The following is a 19879-nucleotide window of genomic DNA, read 5'->3' as shown; positions in this document are numbered from 1 at the left end:
ATGTTATCCCAGCTGCTTCTTGAGGCGACCCTGGAAACCCTCTATATGGTGGCCCTGGCCTCCCTTCTGGCTATCCTTTTGGGAACTCCTCTGGGGCTCCTCCTCTTCATTTCTGACCATGGAGGCCTGGCCCAGAACGGCCCCCTCTACCGGTTTCTGGACCTGGTGGTCAATGTCGTCCGGTCCATTCCCTATGTGATCTTCATGATCCTTTGCATCCCCTTGACCCAGCTGGTCCTGGGACGGACCATCGGCCCAACGGCCACCCTGGTCTCTTTGGCCCTCTCCGCTGCCCCCTTCTTTGCCCGAATGCTGGAAACTTCCCTCCAGGAAGTGGATGGGGGAGTCATCGAGGCGGCCAAGGCTATGGGGTCGACCAAGACCGAGATCATCACCCGGGTCCTCATCCCTGAGGCCATGCCGGGGACCATCAACGCCATCACCATGCTGGTCATCAACCTCATCGGCTTCACCGCCATGGCCGGCACCTTGGGCGCCGGTGGACTGGGGGCCATCGCTGTCCGCTACGGTTATTACCGGAGGGAAGAGACCATCCTCTATCTTTCGGTTGTAATAATTATTATTTTGGTACAGATCGTCCAAGTTTCGGGCAACCGCCTGGCTCGGAAGGTCAATAAAAAGAAGTAAAGCATTTATTGGAGGTATTCTCATGAAAAAGAAACTCGTATCCATCGCTCTCGCCTTTCTTGTCACCCTTACGGCTTGTGGGTCAAATTCCCACCAGGAATCTTCCCAAGCCGGTCAATCTCAGGCACCGGCCTCCGACAGTCAGGTAGAAAGTGGCGATAAGGTCATTAAAATCGGCGTCAGCCCCGTCCCTCATGGAGAGATTGCAGAAGCAGTGAAGGAAGAAGTCGCTGCCCTGGGCTACAGCTTGGACATTGTCACCTTCGATGACTATGTCCAGCCCAACAAGGCCCTGGATTCGGGGGAATTGGATGCCAACTACTTCCAGCACAAGCCCTATCTGGACCAGTTCAATGAGGAGAATAAGCTCAACAATGTCTCGATTGCCACGGTCCATATTGAGCCCCTGGGCATCTATTCCGATAAGTACAAGAGCCTTTCCGACCTGCCGGACGGGGCGGAGATCATTATCCCCAATGACGTGACCAACGGGGCCCGTGGCCTCCTCCTTCTGGAGAAAAACGGCCTGATCAAGCTGGATGACCCCACCAATGTCAATGCTACGGAAGCCAACATCACCGAAAACCCCAAGAACTTCAAGTTCGTGGCCATGGAGGCTCCCTCCATCCCCAACCAGTACAAGTCGGCGGATGCGGCGGCCATCAATGCCAACTACGCTCTGGGTGCCGGACTCCAGCCGGTAGAGGATGCCATCGCCATCGAGGATAAGGACAGCCCCTATGCCAACATCATCGCTGTCCGGTCGGGGGATGAAAATTCCGAGAAGGCCCAGGTCCTGAAGAAGGCCTTCCAGTCGGACAAGGTCAAGACCTTTATTGAAGACAAGTACAAAGGAGCAGTCGTTCCGGCCTTCTAAGACATATTGATTTCTCATGCTCATGGGCGCCCTCGGGCGTCCATGTCTTTTTATTAGGGAGAAAGAGGGTCTGCTTTTCCGGACCGGTTTCGTGGTAAAATGAGAAGAATAGTTAGGGACAATCGGTGAAGGAGGACGACTTCATGAAGATGGATCTGAAAGAAGAAAAAATACTGATTCTTGATTTTGGTGGACAATATAAGCAGCTGATCGGACGACGGGTTCGTGAGCAAAACATTTTTTGCGAAATTAAGCCCTGCACCACCCCGGTAGGGGAGATTGAAAAAGGGGGCTATGCAGGACTCATTCTGACCGGGGGGCCATCTTCTGTTTATGAGGAAGGGGCTCCTCAGCTGGATCCGGCCGTTCTCGACCTGGGCCTCCCCATCCTGGGCATATGCTATGGGGCCCAGTGGTTGGCCTACCACACCGGTGGAAAGGTGGTTTCTGCGGATAAGGCGGAGTTCGGGGTCCATCCCGCCAGCCTGGTGACCGACTCCCCCCTTTTCCAGGGCCTGGAGGCCCAGACTCCGGTCCTCATGTCCCACAGAGACCGGGTCCAGGACTTGGGCTCGGGGTTCCGGGCCCTGGCTCAATCGGATAACTGCCCCATCGCGGCCTTTGGCAATGATGAGGCCAGGGTTTATGGGGTCCAATTCCACCTGGAAGTCAACGATACCCTCCAGGGGAGGGACATGATCCACAACTTCCTCTACCGAGTTTGCGGCCTGGAGGGTCGGTGGAAGATGGACGAATTTGCTCAGGTCGCCATCCGAAAGCTCAAGGAGAAGATCGGGGATGGAAAGGCCCTATGCGCCCTTTCCGGTGGGGTGGACTCCGCCGTTGCTGCCGTATTGGTCCATAAGGCTATCGGACAAAACCTGACCTGTGTCTTCGTTAACCACGGCCTCCTCCGCAAGGATGAGGCGGAGATGGTGGAGGAGATCTTCCACCGGGAGATGGGGATGAAGCTCATCACCGTGGATGCCTCCGACCGCTTCCTGGGCAAGCTTGCCGGGGTTGTCGATCCTGAGGAGAAAAGAAAAATTATCGGGGAAGAGTTCATCCGGGTCTTCGAGGAAGAGGCCAAGAAGATCGGCCAGGTGGACTACCTGGTTCAGGGGACCATCTATCCCGATGTCATCGAATCCGGCGTTGGCGGAGCCGTCATCAAATCCCACCATAACGTTGGCGGCCTCCCTGAACACGTCGACTTCAAGGGCCTGGTGGAGCCCCTCCGCGACCTCTTTAAGGATGAGGTCCGGGAGCTGGGCCTGGAGCTGGGCATTCCCGAAGACCAAGTCTGGCGCCAGCCTTTCCCCGGACCCGGCTTGGCTGTCCGGATCCTGGGCGACATCACCCGTGACAAGGTCTCCCTCCTCCAGGAAGCCGACGCCATTTGGCGGGAGGAAATCAAAAAGGCCGGCCTGGCCCGCCAGATCGGCCAGTACTTCGCCGTCCTGACCAACCTCCAGACCGTCGGGGTCATGGGGGATGCCAGGACCTACCACTATGTCCTTGCCCTCCGGGCGGTCACCACCGTGGACTTCATGACGGCCGAGTGGTCCCGGATCCCCCATGAGGTTCTAGCCGCTGCCTCGGAGAAGATCGTCAATGAAGTGCCGGGCATTTCTCGTGTGGTCTATGACATTACCGGGAAACCGCCGGCAACGATTGAATGGGAGTGAAAAATATTGCGAGCAATATTTTTTATGTTTTCCACCATTTATCCAGGTGCGAAGCACCGCAGTATAAATGGATGGAAACCCTTCTGCAGCAAAATAAAAAGAATGCGACCGAATAGGGATGATTCTTTTTATTTTGTCGCTGAATGGGAGTAGTAGCAAAAAAATTAAAACTAATGTAAATTCAAAGGTTACAGAAGATGAAAAACTGTAACTGAGATTAAAATGGGAACATTTGTAAAAAAGAATAAACTGAATAATAGTTCCAAGTGGTTTACATGAGGACAAAAAACTAGACCGTAGTTTAAAGCTACGGTCTTTTTGCGTTAAATTTAATGATTCTTTTCTCTAAAGAATAGTCAAATTAACTTAATTTCATTTAATCAAAAATATTGGAGTTAAATATATATTGCAATAGGTATTACCATAATAACTGGTGCACTTATTACAGTTTTAATTCCACCTTCACCAACAAATTGAGTTAAAGATGGATCAGAAAATAAGTTTTTAAATTCATTCATTTTATCTAATTGAAGCTTGGAAAAAACAGTATTCCTAAGTAGGCTTATTTCACCGTATTCCATGCAAATCTGTATAACTTTACCTAATATTTTATAGTTTCCATCAGTAACTTCGCTCATATTATTATTTAAAAAATAATTTTCATCTGTTGGAAGAATAATATTAATTTTGTCCGCTTCACAAATTATATCTTTTTTTCCATCTGCTTGGAGACCTTTAATTAAACCATCTATTTGGGCGTTTAGCCTTTTATCTGTCAACACATCTTCTTTTCTGTTTTTATTATTTTTAGGCTTGTTATCAGTAAATAAGTTTGCTAAAGTTATAATTTCTTTGAATCCAGATAACATATCAATAACTGGATTGTTTTTCAGAGTTCCTTGAACTTCAACAAAATCTCCAATATTTAAGTTATTAATATCACGATTAATAAACTTTGCATACTCCAATTGTTCTTTTAGTTGCTGGAACAAAGAAACTGGAGTGTGCGTTCTTTCTTGAATAATAGTTTCTCCATCATTTGATGTACCTTTATGATTTCCACGAACTCCTATATTCAAAAACGCAAATAGATTGTTAGTGCCTATATTTGTTTCTATATCATTTACTTGATTTTTATTTTTTGAAGTTTGGATATTTTTAACATCTGCAAAGCCATCTTCAATTGTAGCTAACATATCAAAAACTATTTTAGTATTAAGATAGATTGGTATTGTAAGCTTATTCTTCTCTATTTTATTCATTACTTTAAGTCACCTTTCTAAAAAAGAAAATCATAGTGTCGGCAGCACGCTTTGAGGTTCTCTTTGTAGGCGGCTTCTCCTGCGGTGGTTTTGTAGCGGAGGAGATTTCCTTTATAAAGTGCCACTGTTCCACGCTTGATCTCGTTGCGGACGGTGTTAGGCGCACAGCCGATCTCCTGGGCGATTCTGTTAGGACTCCAGCCATCTTTGAGGCGTATTTGGATCAAAACTCGGTTCTCAAAGGTAAGATGATGTCCCTTCCTGTGTTCAGTTGTAGTAGAATGTAAGTGGCCCATAGGGAGTCCTTCTTGTGAATGAAGCTTTAATCACTTACATTCTACCAAAGGGATTCTTTATAGACTTTTCATATTACATGTTCAACTTGATTTTACAATCAACCAATAGAAATTCCTTATTAAATACTATAAATATAAGTGTGTTTTTAAGAATAAGGAGGTATTTATGAGATATGGAGCTATTGATTTATTTTGCGGTATAGGAGGATTAACATGCGGTCTTGAAAAATCTGGTATTAATGTAATTGCCGGATTTGATTTAGATAAAACATGCGAATATTCATATACACATAATAATAACGCAAAATTTATTAATAAGAACATAGAAGATATAACTGCAAAAGAGATAGAAGAATTATTTTTTGGATATGATATAAAAATATTAACTGGATGTGCTCCGTGTCAGCCTTTTTCTATGCATCAAAAAGATAAAAGTAATAGAAAAAAACATAAGGATTGGAGCTTACTTTATCAATTTGGTCGTTTAATTAATGAAGTTAAACCTGATATAGTTTCTATGGAAAATGTGCCAGAGTTACTAAAAGAAGAAGTCTTTAATGACTTTATAGATACATTGAAAAATTGTAATTATAATATTGATTATAAAATTGTTAATGCTGCAGATTATGGTGTACCTCAACGAAGGAAAAGATTATTGCTTATAGCTTCAAGAGGTATGAAGATTAATTTTATTGAACCTACTCATAAAATTCCTGTTACAGTTAGAGATGCAATATATAATTTACCTAAAATTGGAGCGGGTGAAATTAACAATTATGATAATTTACACGTAACATCGGCCCTATCCCCAAAAAATCTACAAAGAATTCGACATTCTGTTCCTGGTGGAACATGGAGAGATTGGCCTCAAAATTTAATATTGAATTGCCATAAAAAAGAAACTGGTCGTTCTTATTCTTCTGTTTATGGTAGGATGAAATGGGATGAAGTATCACCGACTATTACAACACAATTTATAGGATATGGCACCGGAAGATTTGGTCATCCAGAGCAAGACAGAGCATTAACACTTAGAGAAGGGTCACTATTACAAACTTTCCCTAATTCATATTCATTTGTCCCCAAAGATAGTAAGGTTATATTAAAAAATATAGCTAGACACATAGGGAACGCTGTTCCACCCAGATTAGGAGAAATTATAGGCTTGAGTATAATATCAAGTTATGAAAAAAGAAAGTGAGAAAATAAAATGAAAAATAATTTTACTTTTAATATTTCATTAAGCGTGTTAAATCACTTAGGTAGAAATTTATATAGAAACATTATAACAATATTAGGTGAGGCTATATCAAATTCATGGGATGCAGATGCTAAAAATGTGTGGATAAATATCAATAAAAATAATAATTCTATGGAAATTATAGATGATGGCACTGGCATGACATACGAGGATTTTCAAAATAAATTTTTGAAAATTGGTTATTCAAAAAGAAAAAATGGTGATTATAAGACGGAAAGTGGGAGACCTTTTATAGGAAGAAAAGGCATAGGAAAATTGGCTTTATTATCTTGTGCTCAGAGAATCCATGTAGCATCTAAAACAAAAGAAACTGATTATGTAGGAGGTGTTATTGATAATTCTAGCTTAGATGAAGCAATTAACGATGATTTAAACTCGCAGGAGTATGTACTTGAGAACCTTACATCTGATGATCTAACATCACTAAATAAATTAGAAAAAGGAACTTATATTTTCTTCGAAAGTGTTAACGAAGTGATAACTAATACTGTTGATTATATTAAAAAGTCAGTAGCGTTATATTTTAGATTTTCGTTATTAGATGAAAATTTTAATATATATGTTAATGGCGAAAAAATTGATGAAGAAATGTTGAAGAGCTTAGCAGAAGATACCCAATTTATTTGGATAATAAATAATATAGAAGATCCATTTATTAATCAATTATCTTCAGATATTGAGAAAAAAATATTAAAATCAGATATTAATATTAAAGGTTATATAGCATCAGTTAACAAACCATCAAAACTTAAAATTCGAGGCACACAAGAAAAGTTAACGATTGATCTTTTTGTAAACGGAAGACTAAGGGAGAAAGATATACTGAGACACACCCCAACTTCTAGAATCGTTGAAAATTATGTATATGGTCAAATTCATTTTGATGATTTGGATTCAGGTGATACACAAGATATATTCACAAGCAGTAGAGAAGGAATTATTTCTGATAATCATAATTATAAATTACTTCTTAATGAAGTTGAAAGATTATTTAAAATTATAATTGATGATTGGGATGATTTAAGGCGTGAAAAAGGAGATGATGGTGATCCCGATAATATGAAGATTACACCGAAAAAGAGAAAAGCTCAGGAATTATTTAATACAACTATCAAGGAAATGAAAGAAACTCACAAACAAAATAGTGATTATAAAAATATTAAGAAAAATCAACTTGTTGACGAGTGGGTTAAATCTTTATCTACTGAATCGGAATATAATATTCCATCGTATGTAGAATGTTTTATAGCTGAGAATCTCTTAAGAAAATATATAATTCATAATAAAATGGAGTTATCCGATGAAGCAACCAAAGAAGCTAGTAAATGGAAGAAAAGAGAAAAAGAGAATAAAGGAAGAGCAAATATTAGTTATGATATAAGGGAATCAATGGAAGATATTTACTATCTTGATATGAAATATTTGTCAAATTTTATCGATAAGGCATCAGATAAAAATAAAGATCCTGCGTTGAGTCGCTCATCCGACATATATAAACCTGTTAGAGATGCAGTTGGTCATACTTCAATTATAACACCAACAGCTAAACAGCAATTATCAATTGAATTAGAAAATATAAAGGCTAGAGTAATGGATTTAATAGCTAAGGTCAAATAAACAAACTTGGTATATAAAGTTTATTCATTTATCCGGTACTGGGACTGGGACGGGACTAAAAATCTTAAAACGTCCTATAATTAGGTGGATTTAGTAATACTCTAAAAAACAGAATCTAGTATTTTGAACGGTTTGGTATATATCGTACATTTGGAAAAGAAGAATGGGAGTAAAAAATATTGCGAGCAATATTTTTTACGTTTTCCATCATTTATCAAGGTGCGAAGCACCGCAGTATAAATGGATGGAAACCCTTCTGCAGAAAAATAAAAAGAATGCGACTGAATAGGGAGCATTCTTTTTATTTTGTCGCTGAATGGGTTAGGTTCTGAAATTTTGTAACCCTTGATTTTACTGACTATTTTAAGGGTGCGAGTGGTTTATGATGCTGTTTTGATACTAAAAAATGTGGCTAACCACTGGGAAGCAAGAATAATATTAGAAAATAAAAGACTAGTTCAAAAAAACAAACCCCTGAGTATTGTGGCAGGGGAGAGTTCAGAACTAGTCTTATTTGTTTATGGGATTATTGTTAAATTAAAAAGAGCTGGACCAATCTAACTCTTCAAACGTAAACCGAAGTAATACGCCCCTATTTGTTTATTATTATGGCAATAAAGGCCGAATTTTGATGAAAGACTTTAGTTGACTGTAGAGATACAATTGATGTGAGACCAAGAAGAAAAATATATAGAGAGAAATCCTGTACAATGAAAGTGCACAAACAAAGAAAGGATTCTCTCTATGTCTACCAGTATAATAAAAACTCAGTGCTATCTTCCACATCCTTTAGAAACAAGATTTCATGCGGTTAAAACGTATCGTTTAGGATATTCTGTCAACTTCGTTATTCGCCGTTACAAGATCTCAAAAGCCTCTCTTATGCGTGGGAATCGCCGCTTTGACGGCAGCCGAGAGTCACTAATGGACCGTTCCCACCGACCGAAAAGTCCGCATCCTACTGCCCATACGGAAGAAAAAACCTGGATTCAAAATTTCATTCGGCGAAATCCAAATATCTCCCTCATTGAAAGGCTCATCTTTACAAACGTGCGTTAATAATGTATAATTAAAGCGCGAAAGAGGAAAGTAGGGAGACAATAATGAATGAAGAAAAAGAACTTCTAGAAAAATTATCCGATGAAAATGGCTTAATCTTTGTAAGAGAGGCTGAAGCCAAAGGCATTGAGCGATATAGACTATCTTATTTGGCTAAGGAAGATAAAATAGACCGAGTTAGCCATGGAGTTTATGCCCTAAAAGATGAGATAATTGATGAATATGTCTTGCTCCAGAGTAATAGCAAACGAGTGATTTATTCTTACCATACCGCCCTTTATTTTCATGATTTAGCTGATAGAGTGCCTTCCCAGATTCATATTTCCGTTCCTCAAGGTTATAATGCTTCCAGACTAAAAGATAGATTTTCTGACCTAGTCGTTCATTATGTAAAGAGAGAACTTTTTGAGTTGGGCAGGGAAATAGGCATAAGCCCTCTTGGCGGAGAGATTATTCTTTATGATGTCGAGCGAACCATTTGTGATATTGTAAAAGACCAAAAAAATATGGATTCTCAAATTTTTACAGGAGCGATTAAAGAATATTTTGGTGGAGGAAATATAAACGCCAGAAAACTTATTAAACATGCTAGAGCTTTAAAAATTGAGGAAGAAATACGACGTTATTTAGAGGTGATGGTATGAGATCTAGCGAGCAAATAAAAGGGAAAATCAAACATTTAGCAAAGATAAAAGACTTAAAACCACAGGAAGTCTTTCAAATGTATTTTTTTGAAAGAGTCCTAGAAAGATTAGAAAAATCTTCTTATCGACACTCTTTTATTATCAAGGGCGGTCTTTTGATTTCTTCTCTTATTGGCATTGATAATCGTACTACTATGGATATGGATGCAACGGTCAAAGGCATTGCTTTAACAGAAGAAAACATTACTAAAATTGTGAAAGAAATTTTAGCCATTGACGTTCAAGATGGGATTGACTTTGTCTTTGAAGGGATAAGAGAAATTAGAGAAAGTGATGAGTATGAAAATTATCGTATTCGCCTTTCAGCCCGTTATGGAAGAATTAATAATCCCATGAAGATGGATATCACAACAGGCGATGCTATTACCCCAAGGGAAATGATTTATGAATATCCTTTGATATTTGATGAAGGACACGTTGAAGTCATGGCCTATCCTTTGGAAACCATTCTGGCAGAAAAGATTGAAACCATTATTAGAAGAAACATTGCCACAACAAGAATGAGAGATTTTTATGATGTTTATCTTCTGTACAAACTTTACAAGGATAAAATTAACTTCAAAACCTTAGAACAAGCCATTGAAAATACGTCTAGAAAAAGAGAGTCTTTAGATGATTTAGCAGATTACAAGGAAATTTTAGAAGATATAGCAAGTGATGATTATCTTAAACAGTATTGGCAAAATTACCTTCAAAATAACCCTTATGTCGGAGAGATTAAATTAGAAGATACCTTAGATGTATTAACAGAAATATTTCAAAAAGTATGTATATTTGTAAATAATGTGAGACCAAAAAAGTAAGTTGAGATCCCCTGTGTGCTATCCTAATTACTGGCGGGCTAGCCCGCCAGTAATTGGGCTCTTTTTTCCATAGGCGTTAGCCATTGTAGCGTCTGCATAGGTAGTCGGTTGGATTTGTAGAGATAGCGTTTCATTTGTAGAATCAAGTCTTCATCACTGTAGAAGGAGAGATGAGCATAAAAACGCTCATTGTCATTGCGGTGACTTCAAAGCCGTTATCGGTTTGAATGGTTTGGGGTTGGTAGCCGAAATGACGGATGGCGGCGGTAGCCCTTTTGAAATTTGAGCTTGGCGTAGAGTTCAATGAGAGAGATGGTGGGATTTCATCGAATGAAATTTTGAATCCAGGTTTTTTCTTCCGTATGGGCAGTAGGATGTGGATTTTTCGTTCGGTGGGAACGGTCCATTAGTGACTCTCGGCTGCCGTCAAAGCGGCGATTCCCACACATAAGAGAGGCTTTTGAAATCTTGTAGCGGCGAATAACGAAGTTGACAGAATATCCTAAACGATACGTTTTAATCGCATGAAATCTTGTTTCTAAAGTATGTGGAAGATAGCGCTGAGTTTTTGTTATACTGGTAGACATAGAGAGAATCCTTTCTTTGTTTGTTTAGCACTTTCATTGTACAGGATTTCTCTCTATATTTTTTTCTTCTTGGTCTCACATCATTTACAAATGTACATAAGTATTGTTAGAAAAAGAATGAGAACTGTGTTTAGGTTTAGGTGGCATTGAGGATCTTATTAAAGAACTAGATGCCATGAGAGACACCTTCCAGGAAGCGCAAGATAGATATGAAAATTATGAGAAGGTGTATCACTCAGATATGAAAAACATGTTAGGGGAATTAATAAAGTTTAATCAGAGCTTTGTTAAAAATTACGAGGCTTTGATTGGTAAAATTGAATAGCATCAACCAAGGTGTCGTAGAAATACGGCACCTTTTTAAATGAGAAATTTGATTTAATCTGATATAATAATCTTTAGTAAGTTGAAGATAAAAATACTACGGAATATTGCAATGGATTTTGAAAAAGAATGGATAAAACACTTTGCAAAAGATATCTCTAAAAATGATTTAGATCTTAGAATTAGAGGGTCGGGAAATTTTACTTGGCATACTTTTTCTTGGGAGCTAATTGATAAAGGAAGTTACTTGGTCGGAAATGAAGCGAAAAAAGCTTTTGACAAGGTAAATAAAGTAGGTGCAATTTATTTTTTCCCTTGGGATGAAAATAAAGCTTTTGAAAATAACATTGAAGAAATAAATGCAGACATGCTCGATAGATATGACGAGTTATATCTTGTCGCTTCCGATTGGTCATGGACAAATATAAAAACGTATGAAGAATGATTTGGTCCTTATTTTTACTCTATTAGAGGAAATCATAATATGGAGGTTTAGATGGGAAACATACAAAAATATGGCGGAACATGGAAAGTTTTTGAGAGTGATAAAACTTTTCAAGGGGAACTACATATAGATTCGGATAAGAATTTTATTGCTCTTGAATTAATTATTCCAGCTAGTGAGAGTAATCCAATGCCTAGACCACCCTATAAAGGAAAGATTCCATATATATGTGGTACTTTATTTTCTGGAGCAAAGGTATTGTTATATAAGTGCGAATCGGGCAATGAGCATACACGTTTCTTATCATATACACAACAAATCATTTACTCTGATTTTGCTTTTTGGGGACTAGAAATAAAGTCTGAAGATGAGGTGATGTTTTCAAACATCACTGTTGACTTTGGAGAGATAATAAATTGGTCTGGCTTATGTAAATATAACTGGGATTATTCCTCAAATCAAGGCGTTAATTTAATTTGGGAACATGAAGAACCTATTAATTTTGAATTTAGAGATAGTTTACATATTAAATTTTATCCTGTGCAGGGAAGCATAGAAAGCAAATCATATAGTAAGGAAATTGTCGCTCGTCAAAGTATTCTTGTAGACTTTGTTTATAATCAACCTAAAGAGATTGAGAAATATTAGATGATATTTTATCTATTCAGTATCTGATAGGCCTTGGTATTGATAATGAGGTAGTTATTGAGAATATCAAATATCAACACCCAACAATATACTCTGAATTTGCAAACAAAGATGGATCTGTTACTAAATATTTTTTGAAAGCTGATTTGTTGTTTGGAAAGGGAGAGAAAAAATCTACGGCTAGTGTTAGACCGTTTGAATATATCTTTACTTTAAGAGATATCAATAATCAAAATATTTTTTCAAATTGGAATAATAGCTATTCTAAACTGAAACCAGTTTTGGATCTTTACTTTACTATTTTTTCTAAAAATATACCAGCACCAGAAGTTTTGTTTTTAAACTTGGTTCAAGCTTTAGAGACTTTTCATGCAAGATTTATCACTGATGATGTAAAAGATTACATTACTAGAGTTGAAAAAATTACTTATAATTTTTGTGGGGGTAATGAGAATCAGAATCAATGGCACGATTTTTTACTTGATGATCATCAGCAAAATAGTAAAAAGATACATCTAAGAAGTCGCTTGGCTGATTTAATTTTTGCTGAAGGAATATTACCCTTCAGGCCTAGTTCTTACAATAAAGTAGAATATATTAGTAAGGTAGTAGATACGAGAAATTACTATACTCATTATAATATAGAAAAAGAAGAGAAGGCACTTTCAAGAGAAGAATTGCCTTTAGTAAATGCTGAACTAAGGATATTACTACAGTTCCATATTCTAAAGATTCTAGGTTTTTCTACTGACGAATTAAGGAAGAAAACAGTAGAAAAGATGAACAGGCTTAATGATATTAAATTTTTACAAGAAGGAACTCATGAGATAAAAGGGAGACCGTGAGTTAAAAAGCGTGAATAATAATATAGCAATGAAAGAGAAAATATGGCATTTGATTACAGCAAACTTTGGAAGTTGCTTGACAAGAAGAAAATGTATAAAGAAGACTTAAGACTAGATACAGGGATGTCCTCAGCAACTCTTGCTAAGTTAGGTAAGAATGAGATTGTTAGCATGGATGTTTTAGCAAGAATTTGTGAGAGTCTTAAATGTGATGTTGGAGATATTGTTAGTTACGTGGAGGAAAAGTAATGAAGTTTTTAGATGAGTTAGAAAAAGTGTTAAAGGCAGATGAGCGTTTCATTGGTGAAGGTAAGCAGGTTATAAAAACGAAGGTTTCAGACGCTGCAAGGGGTATAGACGGATTGTTGATTAAGTCTCTTTTGAAAAATGAATTAATGCGTGAGAGTTTTTTTACTAAAGTTGATGATGTCTATGTATTTGACAAGGTTAAATTCATTTGGTTGCTAGACTCTAAAGAGTTTTTACCAGATTCATATACGCTATATAAAAACAAGATTGGCCTAGTAGATAACCAGAACAACCTAATTAGCCAAAAACAAGATGTTTCTCTAGTTTGGCCATATAAAGAATGTGTTCTTGAAGGTGGACAAGAAAAAGAAGATCAGAAAAGAGAAGAGATTTTCTATAATGAAACACTTGCTCCTGATGAAGTAAATAGATTATTAGCTCCTAAAGTATTAGGAAATGCAAAAAGATATACATTGAATGATATTGAGGAAAGTGTTTTGTTTAGAAAGAATGATAATCTAATTATTAAAGGTAATAATCTAATGGGATTATCATCTATTTTAAAAAGATATGAGAATGACATAAAGTTAATATATATTGATCCACCTTATAATACAGGCAGTGACTCGTTTTTGTATAACGATAATTTTAATAAATCTACCTGGCTAACCTTTTTGAAGAATAGACTCGAGATATCTTATAAGTTGTTAAAGAATAATGGAGTGATTGCGGTTCAATGTGATTATCATCAAAATTCTTATTTACGAGTTTTAATGGATGAAGTATTTGGTGCTGAAAATTATATTTCTGAGATTGCAGTGAAAATGAGTTCAGCTAGCGGTCCGAAGATGGCTCATATTCAAAAGAGCATCCCTAAATTAAAAGATTCAATTCTAATATACTCCAAAGGAGAGATTGAGATAATAACACAGCCTTATAAACCAAAAGACAAATGGGACACAGAATACTCAAAAATACTCATGGATTTTTCTAAAAAAGATAGGGCTGAATTTGAGACTGCAATTAAAAGTATTCAGTACGATAAAGCTAAAGAAATTATCGAAAAAGCCAGACTTTCAACTCTTTCGAGAGAATTTCCTGACAAAAAACAAGATGAAGATTGGTTACGTGATAATGCTTGGAGAATTGTTGCAGACAAACAAAATACAGGTTTAGATAATTTGTTAAGTAATTCAGAAAAGTTTTGGACTGGGGATGTATCATTAGCGAAAACTGTTAGAGGTTCATATGCATTATTTAGGACAGATAAAGATTTTGGATCAGATACAAGGGTAGAGATTGTTTTTGCTGATAATAACCTAAATGAGCACGTAGGCGACTTCTGGTCTGATATTTCAACAGCTGGTGGTTTTTCAGAAGAGGGCGGAATAAATTTTCCTACTGCAAAAAAACCTGAAAAATTACTAAAAAGAATTATTCAAATGTTCACAGAAGAAAATGAAATTGTCCTTGATTTCTTTATGGGGTCAGCAACAACCCAAGCAACCTCAATGAAGTTAAGAAGACAATTTATTGGGATTGAACAAATGGATTATATTGAGGATAAAGCAGTTACTAGACTGATTAATACTATCAATGGAGACCAAACAGGAGTGTCTCAGGATATTGATGTAAACTGGAAAGGTGGAGGGGCATTTGTTTATTGTGAATTATTAGAAGATAACCAATCCCTAGTATATGAACTTGAAAAAGCAACAAACCCAGACTCAGTTAAGTCTGTTTTAGCTAAAGGTACCAAAAACGGAAAACTCATCCCTTCTGTATTACCTAGAGATCTAAAAAGAACCGAGGAAGAATTTGATAATCTGACTTTAGACGAGCAAAAGAAACTTGTTCTTGAACTCCTAGATAAAAATAAGCTATATATTAATCTTTCAGATGTAGACGATGAAGATGCTAATGTGAGCGAGGCAGATAAGGCATTTACTAAGAGTTTCTATGGATTAGATTAAGGAGGCATCTAATGAGCAATCAATATTTATGTGAAAAATTAGATGTTCTTAAGCAGATAAGTCTATTAAAGAATTTACCAGAATACATCGTAAGTAATCTAAATGACAATATAGTTCTTCGTGATTATCAAGAAGAAGCTTTTAAGTATTTCATCACTTACTATGAAAACCCTGACTTAGTTAAGAATAAACAAGTTCATACACTTTTTCATATGGCTACAGGATCAGGCAAGACGGTTATGATGGCTGGATTAATCTTGTACTTATATATGCAAGGCTATCGAAAGTTTTTATTCTTTGTAAATCAAACGAGTATTATCGAAAAAACAAAGGAAAACTTTTTGAATACCTCCTCAATTAAGTATCTCTTTTCAGAAAATATCGAATTAATGGGTGAACAAGTAGAAGTTAAGGAAGTAGAAAACTTTTCATACTGTGACGATAATGCAATAAACATTCTTTTTACTTCAACCCAAAAACTTCATCTTGATCTGAATTCTCCTAGAGAAATAGTCCTACAATTGATGATTTTGAAGATGATAAGATTGTGCTGATTTCTGATGAATCTCACCATATAAACAGAGTGACTAAGGGACTTGGTAAAACAGAAAAGAAAGAGATTGATGAAGACATCAATAGCTGGGAATACTCCGTTAATAGAATTTTTAGAGCAAATAAAGATAATGCTATGCTTGAATTCACAGCTACTGCAGATTTAGAAGATCCAAATGTTAAAAGCAAGTATCTTGATAAAATAGTCTATGACTACACACTTGCTAAATTTAGAGAAAGTGGCTACACAAAGGACTTCCAGAATATGCAGGGAGATTATAGTGCTTGGCCAAGAACTTTAGCAGCTCTTATTTTAAGTGAATATAGAAGGCACTTATTTGGAGATGCAGGTCAAAATATAAAACCTGTAGTCTTATTAAAATCAAAGACTATTAAAGAATCTCAGTCTTTTTATGATGAGTTTTTCAATCGCTTAAATAATTTATCAAGAGATGAAATACTTCGTTTTGAAAACACAGATAATGTTTATTTAAGAGAATCACTAGACTACTTTAAATTTAAAGATCCAACACTAAATGGCTTAATTTCTGATTTAAAGCTTGGCTTTTCTCAGGACAAGTCGATAATCATTAATAACAAGAGTGATAGTGAAGAAAAAGAGAAACAAATTCACGTAAACTCTTTAGAAGCTAAGGATAACCCATTTCGAATTATATTTACGGTTGATATGCTTAATGAGGGATGGGATGTTCTTAATCTCTTCGATATTGTAAGACTTTACGAAACAAGAGATGGTAAAAATGGTAAACCTGGAAAGACCACAATTAGTGAAGCTCAATTAATAGGTCGTGGTGCTAGGTATTATCCTTTCCAGATTGAAGAAAGTCAGCCAAGAAATAAGCGTAAATATGACTTTGATATAACGAATGAGAACAGAATATTGGAGACACTCCTGTATCATTCAATGCAAGATTCGAGATATATTGGTGAACTGAGAAATGCATTAAAACAAACAGGTCTTTTAGCTGAAGCTCCTATTGAAATTGAGTATCGCTTAAAGGATACCTTTAAGCAATCAGACTTCTATAAAACTGCTTATGTATTTTCAAACAGAAGAGTAGAAAAGTCGAGAAATAGTGTTTCTGAGATTGATAAGAAAATCCAGACCGGTTTTTATATTTATAAGGTCTCAACTGGTTCTTCTACTTTATATGGACTTTTCGATGACAATACTCAGAAGCCTGTAGGATTTACTCATACAACACAATTAAAGCTTAAAGACATCCCACTAAATATTACAGAAGGTGCATTGGCGAATTTTGAAGTGATGAAGTTTAATGTGCTGAAATCATATTTCCCTCAATTAAAATCCAAGAGGGAATTCTTAACATCCGGCAATTATCTTGGAAATATTACTATTCAATTTGAAAGTTCTTATGAAGACTTAAGAGCTAAAGATATTTACGAAGGTGTTATGAAAGTTCTTCAAAATGTATCTGTGCATATTCAAAAGATTGAAACTGAGTATGAAGGAACGAAGGAATTTTTCATTGACCGAATCCATAATGTTCTTAGAGACAAGAAGGCTTATTACAGTAATCCACAAGGGGATGGGGAAGGTATTTCACAAGCATTAATTGTTAGCGATAGCCGTGCTGATCTGGCTTATGAGTCTTGGTATGCCTATGAAGACAACTTTGGAACAAGTGAAGAAAAAGCTTTTGTGAAGTACTTCCAAGGCTTAGTACCAGAGTTAAGAAAAGAATATGATGAAGTATATCTTGTACGAAATGAAAGAATACCAGAGTTAGCAATCTATGAATTCGATACAGGTGAAAGATTTGAACCTGACTTCTTGTTATTCTTACAAAAACGAGGTACAGATGGATACCTTCAAGAGCAAATTTATATTGAACCTAAGGGAAGTCATTTGTTAGAAAAAGATAAATGGAAAGAAGATTTTCTATTAAAGATTGAAGAGCAAGGTATTCCAGTAAAGAAATATGTTGATGATAATGAATATAGAATTTTTGGATTGCCTTTCTTTAATAAAGATTTAAGGATGGAAGAATTTGCACAAGTATTTAGTATGAAATTAAACAATAAATAGGAGAGATAGTATGTCGGAAGGAAAGCCTCAGACAAGACTTTGTAAAATAATTTATTTTGATGATGATTCTGTTACCGATTATCTGCAATTGATATCCGGAGGAAGTCTTGAACTAACTACAGAATTATTAAACTCAACTAGTAAATCAGGAGAAGGAAAAGTCGAGGGAACAGCAAGTATCGGAATAGGTGGCGTTTTAAAAGCTTTCTTAGGATGGAACGTGGATGCTAATGTATCTACCTCTGCAAAAGGTTCTTTTAGTGGAGAAAAAATGGTTAGAAACATTATTAAAAACACCATTCTAACGGATTTTGTTAATTCTCTAGATGAAAATGAAAGTACAGTCTATGTCTCAAAACTTCCAAAAGGAACAGTCAAGAAATTCAAAGATTACAAAATAGCTGTAGAGAAAGATACTCTTTCATATTTTGTGATGGTTTCTCCTTATTTAAACATGTTACAATCTGGAAGTGTAATAGCTTCAGGTGAACTAAACATATCACTAGATAAGTTAGATAATGCTTTAAGAAATGCAAAAGGATATTATGAATTTATTGGAAGTAAAGGTAATAGCCAAGTAGTCTTAAGATTTAACATTAATTCTTTTAAGAACAATTATATGATTAGTGATTTATTAAAAATGAATCTTAGTATTTTTGCTATCAAAGTTGGTGATACAACATTAGAAATGCTTGACATCAATAATGAATTAAATTTAGATTTACCGAAGTTAACAGTAGATAATCCTACTTATCAAGAAAATAATAATGAATCTGATGAAAAGAAAAATCCACAAAAAAAGCTTCCAGTATTTGATGTTTTATTAGCAGGAGTGGAGTCTGATGGTTAATAGAATAATTATTTTTAAGGGTAGTAAAAGGGATTTTGACTTTTTATTAAAACAACTAGTAAGAAACAATTCATACACTCCTTTTATGGAGCTTATTCAAACCTATAATGCAAGATTGAGACCAAATGAATCAGGCGTAAAAGAAACTGAGTTAGGAAGAAAAATTAACATAGAATTTTGTGTTGTAAAAGCCGATGATTATGCTTCGGTGTTACCTCATGTATTATCTAATTTCTCTAATATTGTAACACTTAACAGTAATATTAATTGTCTCATAGTTCACAATCCTCCAAGACGTGTTGAGGATTCTTTAAGAACTTATGATACTAGCATAATAGAATATCAATACTCACAATACGAGGATCTTTCTAAGAATAAGCTTAAAGAAATTTATGAAGAACTTAATCAGGATGTGTTAGGTCAGGTTCAGTGTAAGAAATCTATGATATCTGGATTATATAAGCTTTATAAAGAGCAAAATGATAAACCAGTCGTTTTGATGTTTTATGGACCATCGGGAGTTGGAAAAACTGAAAGTGCAAAAAGTATCAGCAGGGCTTTAGGTGGAGATTTATTAAGAATACAGTTCTCAATGATGCAGTCAAATGAAGCTTTTAATTATGTTTTTGGTTCAGAACATTCAAATAGCAGTTTGGCGAAAGATATACTTTCAAGAGAATCCAATGTTATATTAATTGACGAATTCGATAAAGTAGATCCACGTTTTTATAATGCCTTTTATGAATTGTTTGATGAAGGGAAATATAAGGATACTAACTATGAAGTCGATTTAAGACAGAGTATTTTTATTTGCACAGCAAATTTTATGGATGAAGATATTATTAAAAAGACACTAGGTCCAGCAATGTTTTCAAGATTTTCAGAGTTAATAAAATTTGAAGAGCTAGAAAAAATGCAGAAATTAGCGGTGCTAAATAAGTGGTATAAAGAAATTTTAGAAAAGCTAGATAATGAAGAGAAACAAATAATTAAAACAAGCACTATTTTAGAGTGGTTTCGTGAAAATGTTGAAAGATATAATAATATTAGGATAATGAAGACAAAATTGGAAAATGCAATATTCCGTAAGTTAACAGAGCGGTATATATTTTAATCAGGT

At 36.1% G+C, this 19879-nt stretch carries 16 protein-coding genes and 4 pseudogenes; 17 read left to right on the top strand and 3 right to left on the bottom strand.

The window, feature by feature from the left end; translation table 11 throughout:
* From HGKM_RS07220 to guaA, 3 genes are all read left to right on the top strand, one after another.
* Entirely contained in the window at nt 1–648 is a 648-nt protein-coding gene (locus HGKM_RS07220) for a methionine ABC transporter permease (protein WP_019134671.1), read from the top strand.
* Nucleotides 649–670: 22 nt separating this feature from the next.
* Entirely contained in the window at nt 671–1525 is an 855-nt protein-coding gene (locus HGKM_RS07215; RefSeq protein WP_019134670.1) for a MetQ/NlpA family ABC transporter substrate-binding protein, read from the top strand.
* A gap of 155 nt (nt 1526–1680) precedes the next feature.
* Entirely contained in the window at nt 1681–3213 is a 1533-nt protein-coding gene (guaA, locus tag HGKM_RS07210) for a glutamine-hydrolyzing GMP synthase (RefSeq protein ID WP_280986182.1), read from the top strand.
* A 395-nt stretch (nt 3214–3608) separates the two neighbouring features.
* Here guaA and HGKM_RS07205 read toward each other — a convergent pair whose 3' ends face one another.
* A complete protein-coding gene (locus HGKM_RS07205; RefSeq protein ID WP_019134668.1) occupies nt 3609–4475 on the bottom strand; it encodes a DUF6414 family protein in 867 nt (288 codons plus the stop codon).
* 17 nt (nt 4476–4492) lie between these two features.
* Nucleotides 4493–4771 carry a helix-turn-helix domain-containing protein gene (locus HGKM_RS07200; protein ID WP_019134667.1) on the bottom strand — a complete coding sequence of 93 codons (279 nt, stop codon included), beginning with the start codon at nt 4769–4771 and terminating at the stop codon, nt 4493–4495.
* A gap of 166 nt (nt 4772–4937) precedes the next feature.
* Here HGKM_RS07200 and HGKM_RS07195 point away from each other — a divergent pair, with 166 nt between their 5' ends.
* From HGKM_RS07195 to HGKM_RS07180, 6 genes and pseudogenes are all read left to right on the top strand, one after another.
* Entirely contained in the window at nt 4938–5972 is a 1035-nt protein-coding gene (locus HGKM_RS07195; RefSeq protein WP_019134666.1) for a DNA cytosine methyltransferase, read from the top strand.
* 9 nt (nt 5973–5981) lie between these two features.
* Entirely contained in the window at nt 5982–7649 is a 1668-nt protein-coding gene (locus HGKM_RS07190; RefSeq protein ID WP_019134665.1) for an ATP-binding protein, read from the top strand.
* Between the two features lie 375 nt (nt 7650–8024).
* Entirely contained in the window at nt 8025–8210 is a 186-nt protein-coding gene (locus tag HGKM_RS08775) for a hypothetical protein (protein ID WP_154645948.1), read from the top strand.
* 183 nt (nt 8211–8393) lie between these two features.
* A pseudogene (locus HGKM_RS09110) lies at nt 8394–8681 on the top strand (IS481 family transposase); the annotation flags it as partial.
* A 71-nt stretch (nt 8682–8752) separates the two neighbouring features.
* A complete protein-coding gene (locus HGKM_RS07185) occupies nt 8753–9352 on the top strand; it encodes a type IV toxin-antitoxin system AbiEi family antitoxin domain-containing protein (protein WP_019134664.1) in 600 nt (199 codons plus the stop codon).
* A complete protein-coding gene (locus HGKM_RS07180; RefSeq protein WP_019134663.1) occupies nt 9349–10215 on the top strand; it encodes a nucleotidyl transferase AbiEii/AbiGii toxin family protein in 867 nt (288 codons plus the stop codon). The genes HGKM_RS07185 and HGKM_RS07180 overlap by 4 nt, the downstream gene beginning before the upstream one ends.
* 38 nt (nt 10216–10253) lie before the next feature.
* Here the strand turns inward: HGKM_RS07180 and HGKM_RS08770 are convergent.
* Nucleotides 10254–10802 (bottom strand): annotated as a pseudogene (locus tag HGKM_RS08770) (hypothetical protein).
* Nucleotides 10803–11208: 406 nt separating this feature from the next.
* On the opposite strand from HGKM_RS08770, the gene HGKM_RS07170 reads away from it, so the two are divergent.
* The 8 genes and pseudogenes from HGKM_RS07170 to HGKM_RS07140 all read left to right on the top strand — a co-directional run bounded on the left by HGKM_RS07170 (nt 11209) and on the right by HGKM_RS07140 (nt 19873).
* The gene (locus tag HGKM_RS07170) at nt 11209–11571 is read left to right on the top strand and encodes a DUF4275 family protein (protein ID WP_280986170.1); all 363 of its coding nucleotides are present in this window, start codon (nt 11209–11211) and stop codon (nt 11569–11571) included.
* A 51-nt stretch (nt 11572–11622) separates the two neighbouring features.
* Nucleotides 11623–12410: pseudogene (locus HGKM_RS09105) on the top strand (ApeA N-terminal domain 1-containing protein); the annotation flags it as partial.
* A 90-nt stretch (nt 12411–12500) separates the two neighbouring features.
* A complete protein-coding gene (locus HGKM_RS09100) occupies nt 12501–13064 on the top strand; it encodes a HEPN domain-containing protein (RefSeq protein ID WP_425357653.1) in 564 nt (187 codons plus the stop codon).
* A 42-nt stretch (nt 13065–13106) separates the two neighbouring features.
* Nucleotides 13107–13313, top strand: a complete 207-nt coding sequence (locus HGKM_RS07160; protein WP_019134658.1) for a helix-turn-helix domain-containing protein — start codon at nt 13107–13109, stop codon at nt 13311–13313.
* Nucleotides 13313–15286, top strand: coding sequence for a DNA methyltransferase (locus tag HGKM_RS07155; RefSeq protein WP_019134657.1), 1974 nt, complete (start codon nt 13313–13315; stop codon nt 15284–15286). Before HGKM_RS07160 ends, HGKM_RS07155 begins: the two co-directional genes overlap by 1 nt.
* A gap of 11 nt (nt 15287–15297) precedes the next feature.
* Nucleotides 15298–17909: pseudogene (locus tag HGKM_RS07150) on the top strand (DEAD/DEAH box helicase family protein).
* Between the two features lie 10 nt (nt 17910–17919).
* On the top strand, nt 17920–18759 hold the full coding sequence (locus HGKM_RS07145) for a DUF6414 family protein (RefSeq protein ID WP_019134656.1): 840 nt from the start codon (nt 17920–17922) through the stop codon (nt 18757–18759).
* The gene (locus HGKM_RS07140; protein ID WP_019134655.1) at nt 18752–19873 is read left to right on the top strand and encodes an AAA family ATPase; all 1122 of its coding nucleotides are present in this window, start codon (nt 18752–18754) and stop codon (nt 19871–19873) included. Before HGKM_RS07145 ends, HGKM_RS07140 begins: the two co-directional genes overlap by 8 nt.
* Nucleotides 19874–19879: the final 6 nt, after the last annotated feature.

The sequence above is a fragment of the Kallipyga massiliensis ph2 genome, assembly GCF_000311985.1.
GTDB lineage: Bacteria > Bacillota > Clostridia > Tissierellales > Peptoniphilaceae > Kallipyga > Kallipyga massiliensis.
This window is presented reverse-complemented; position numbering and strand designations above follow the sequence as displayed.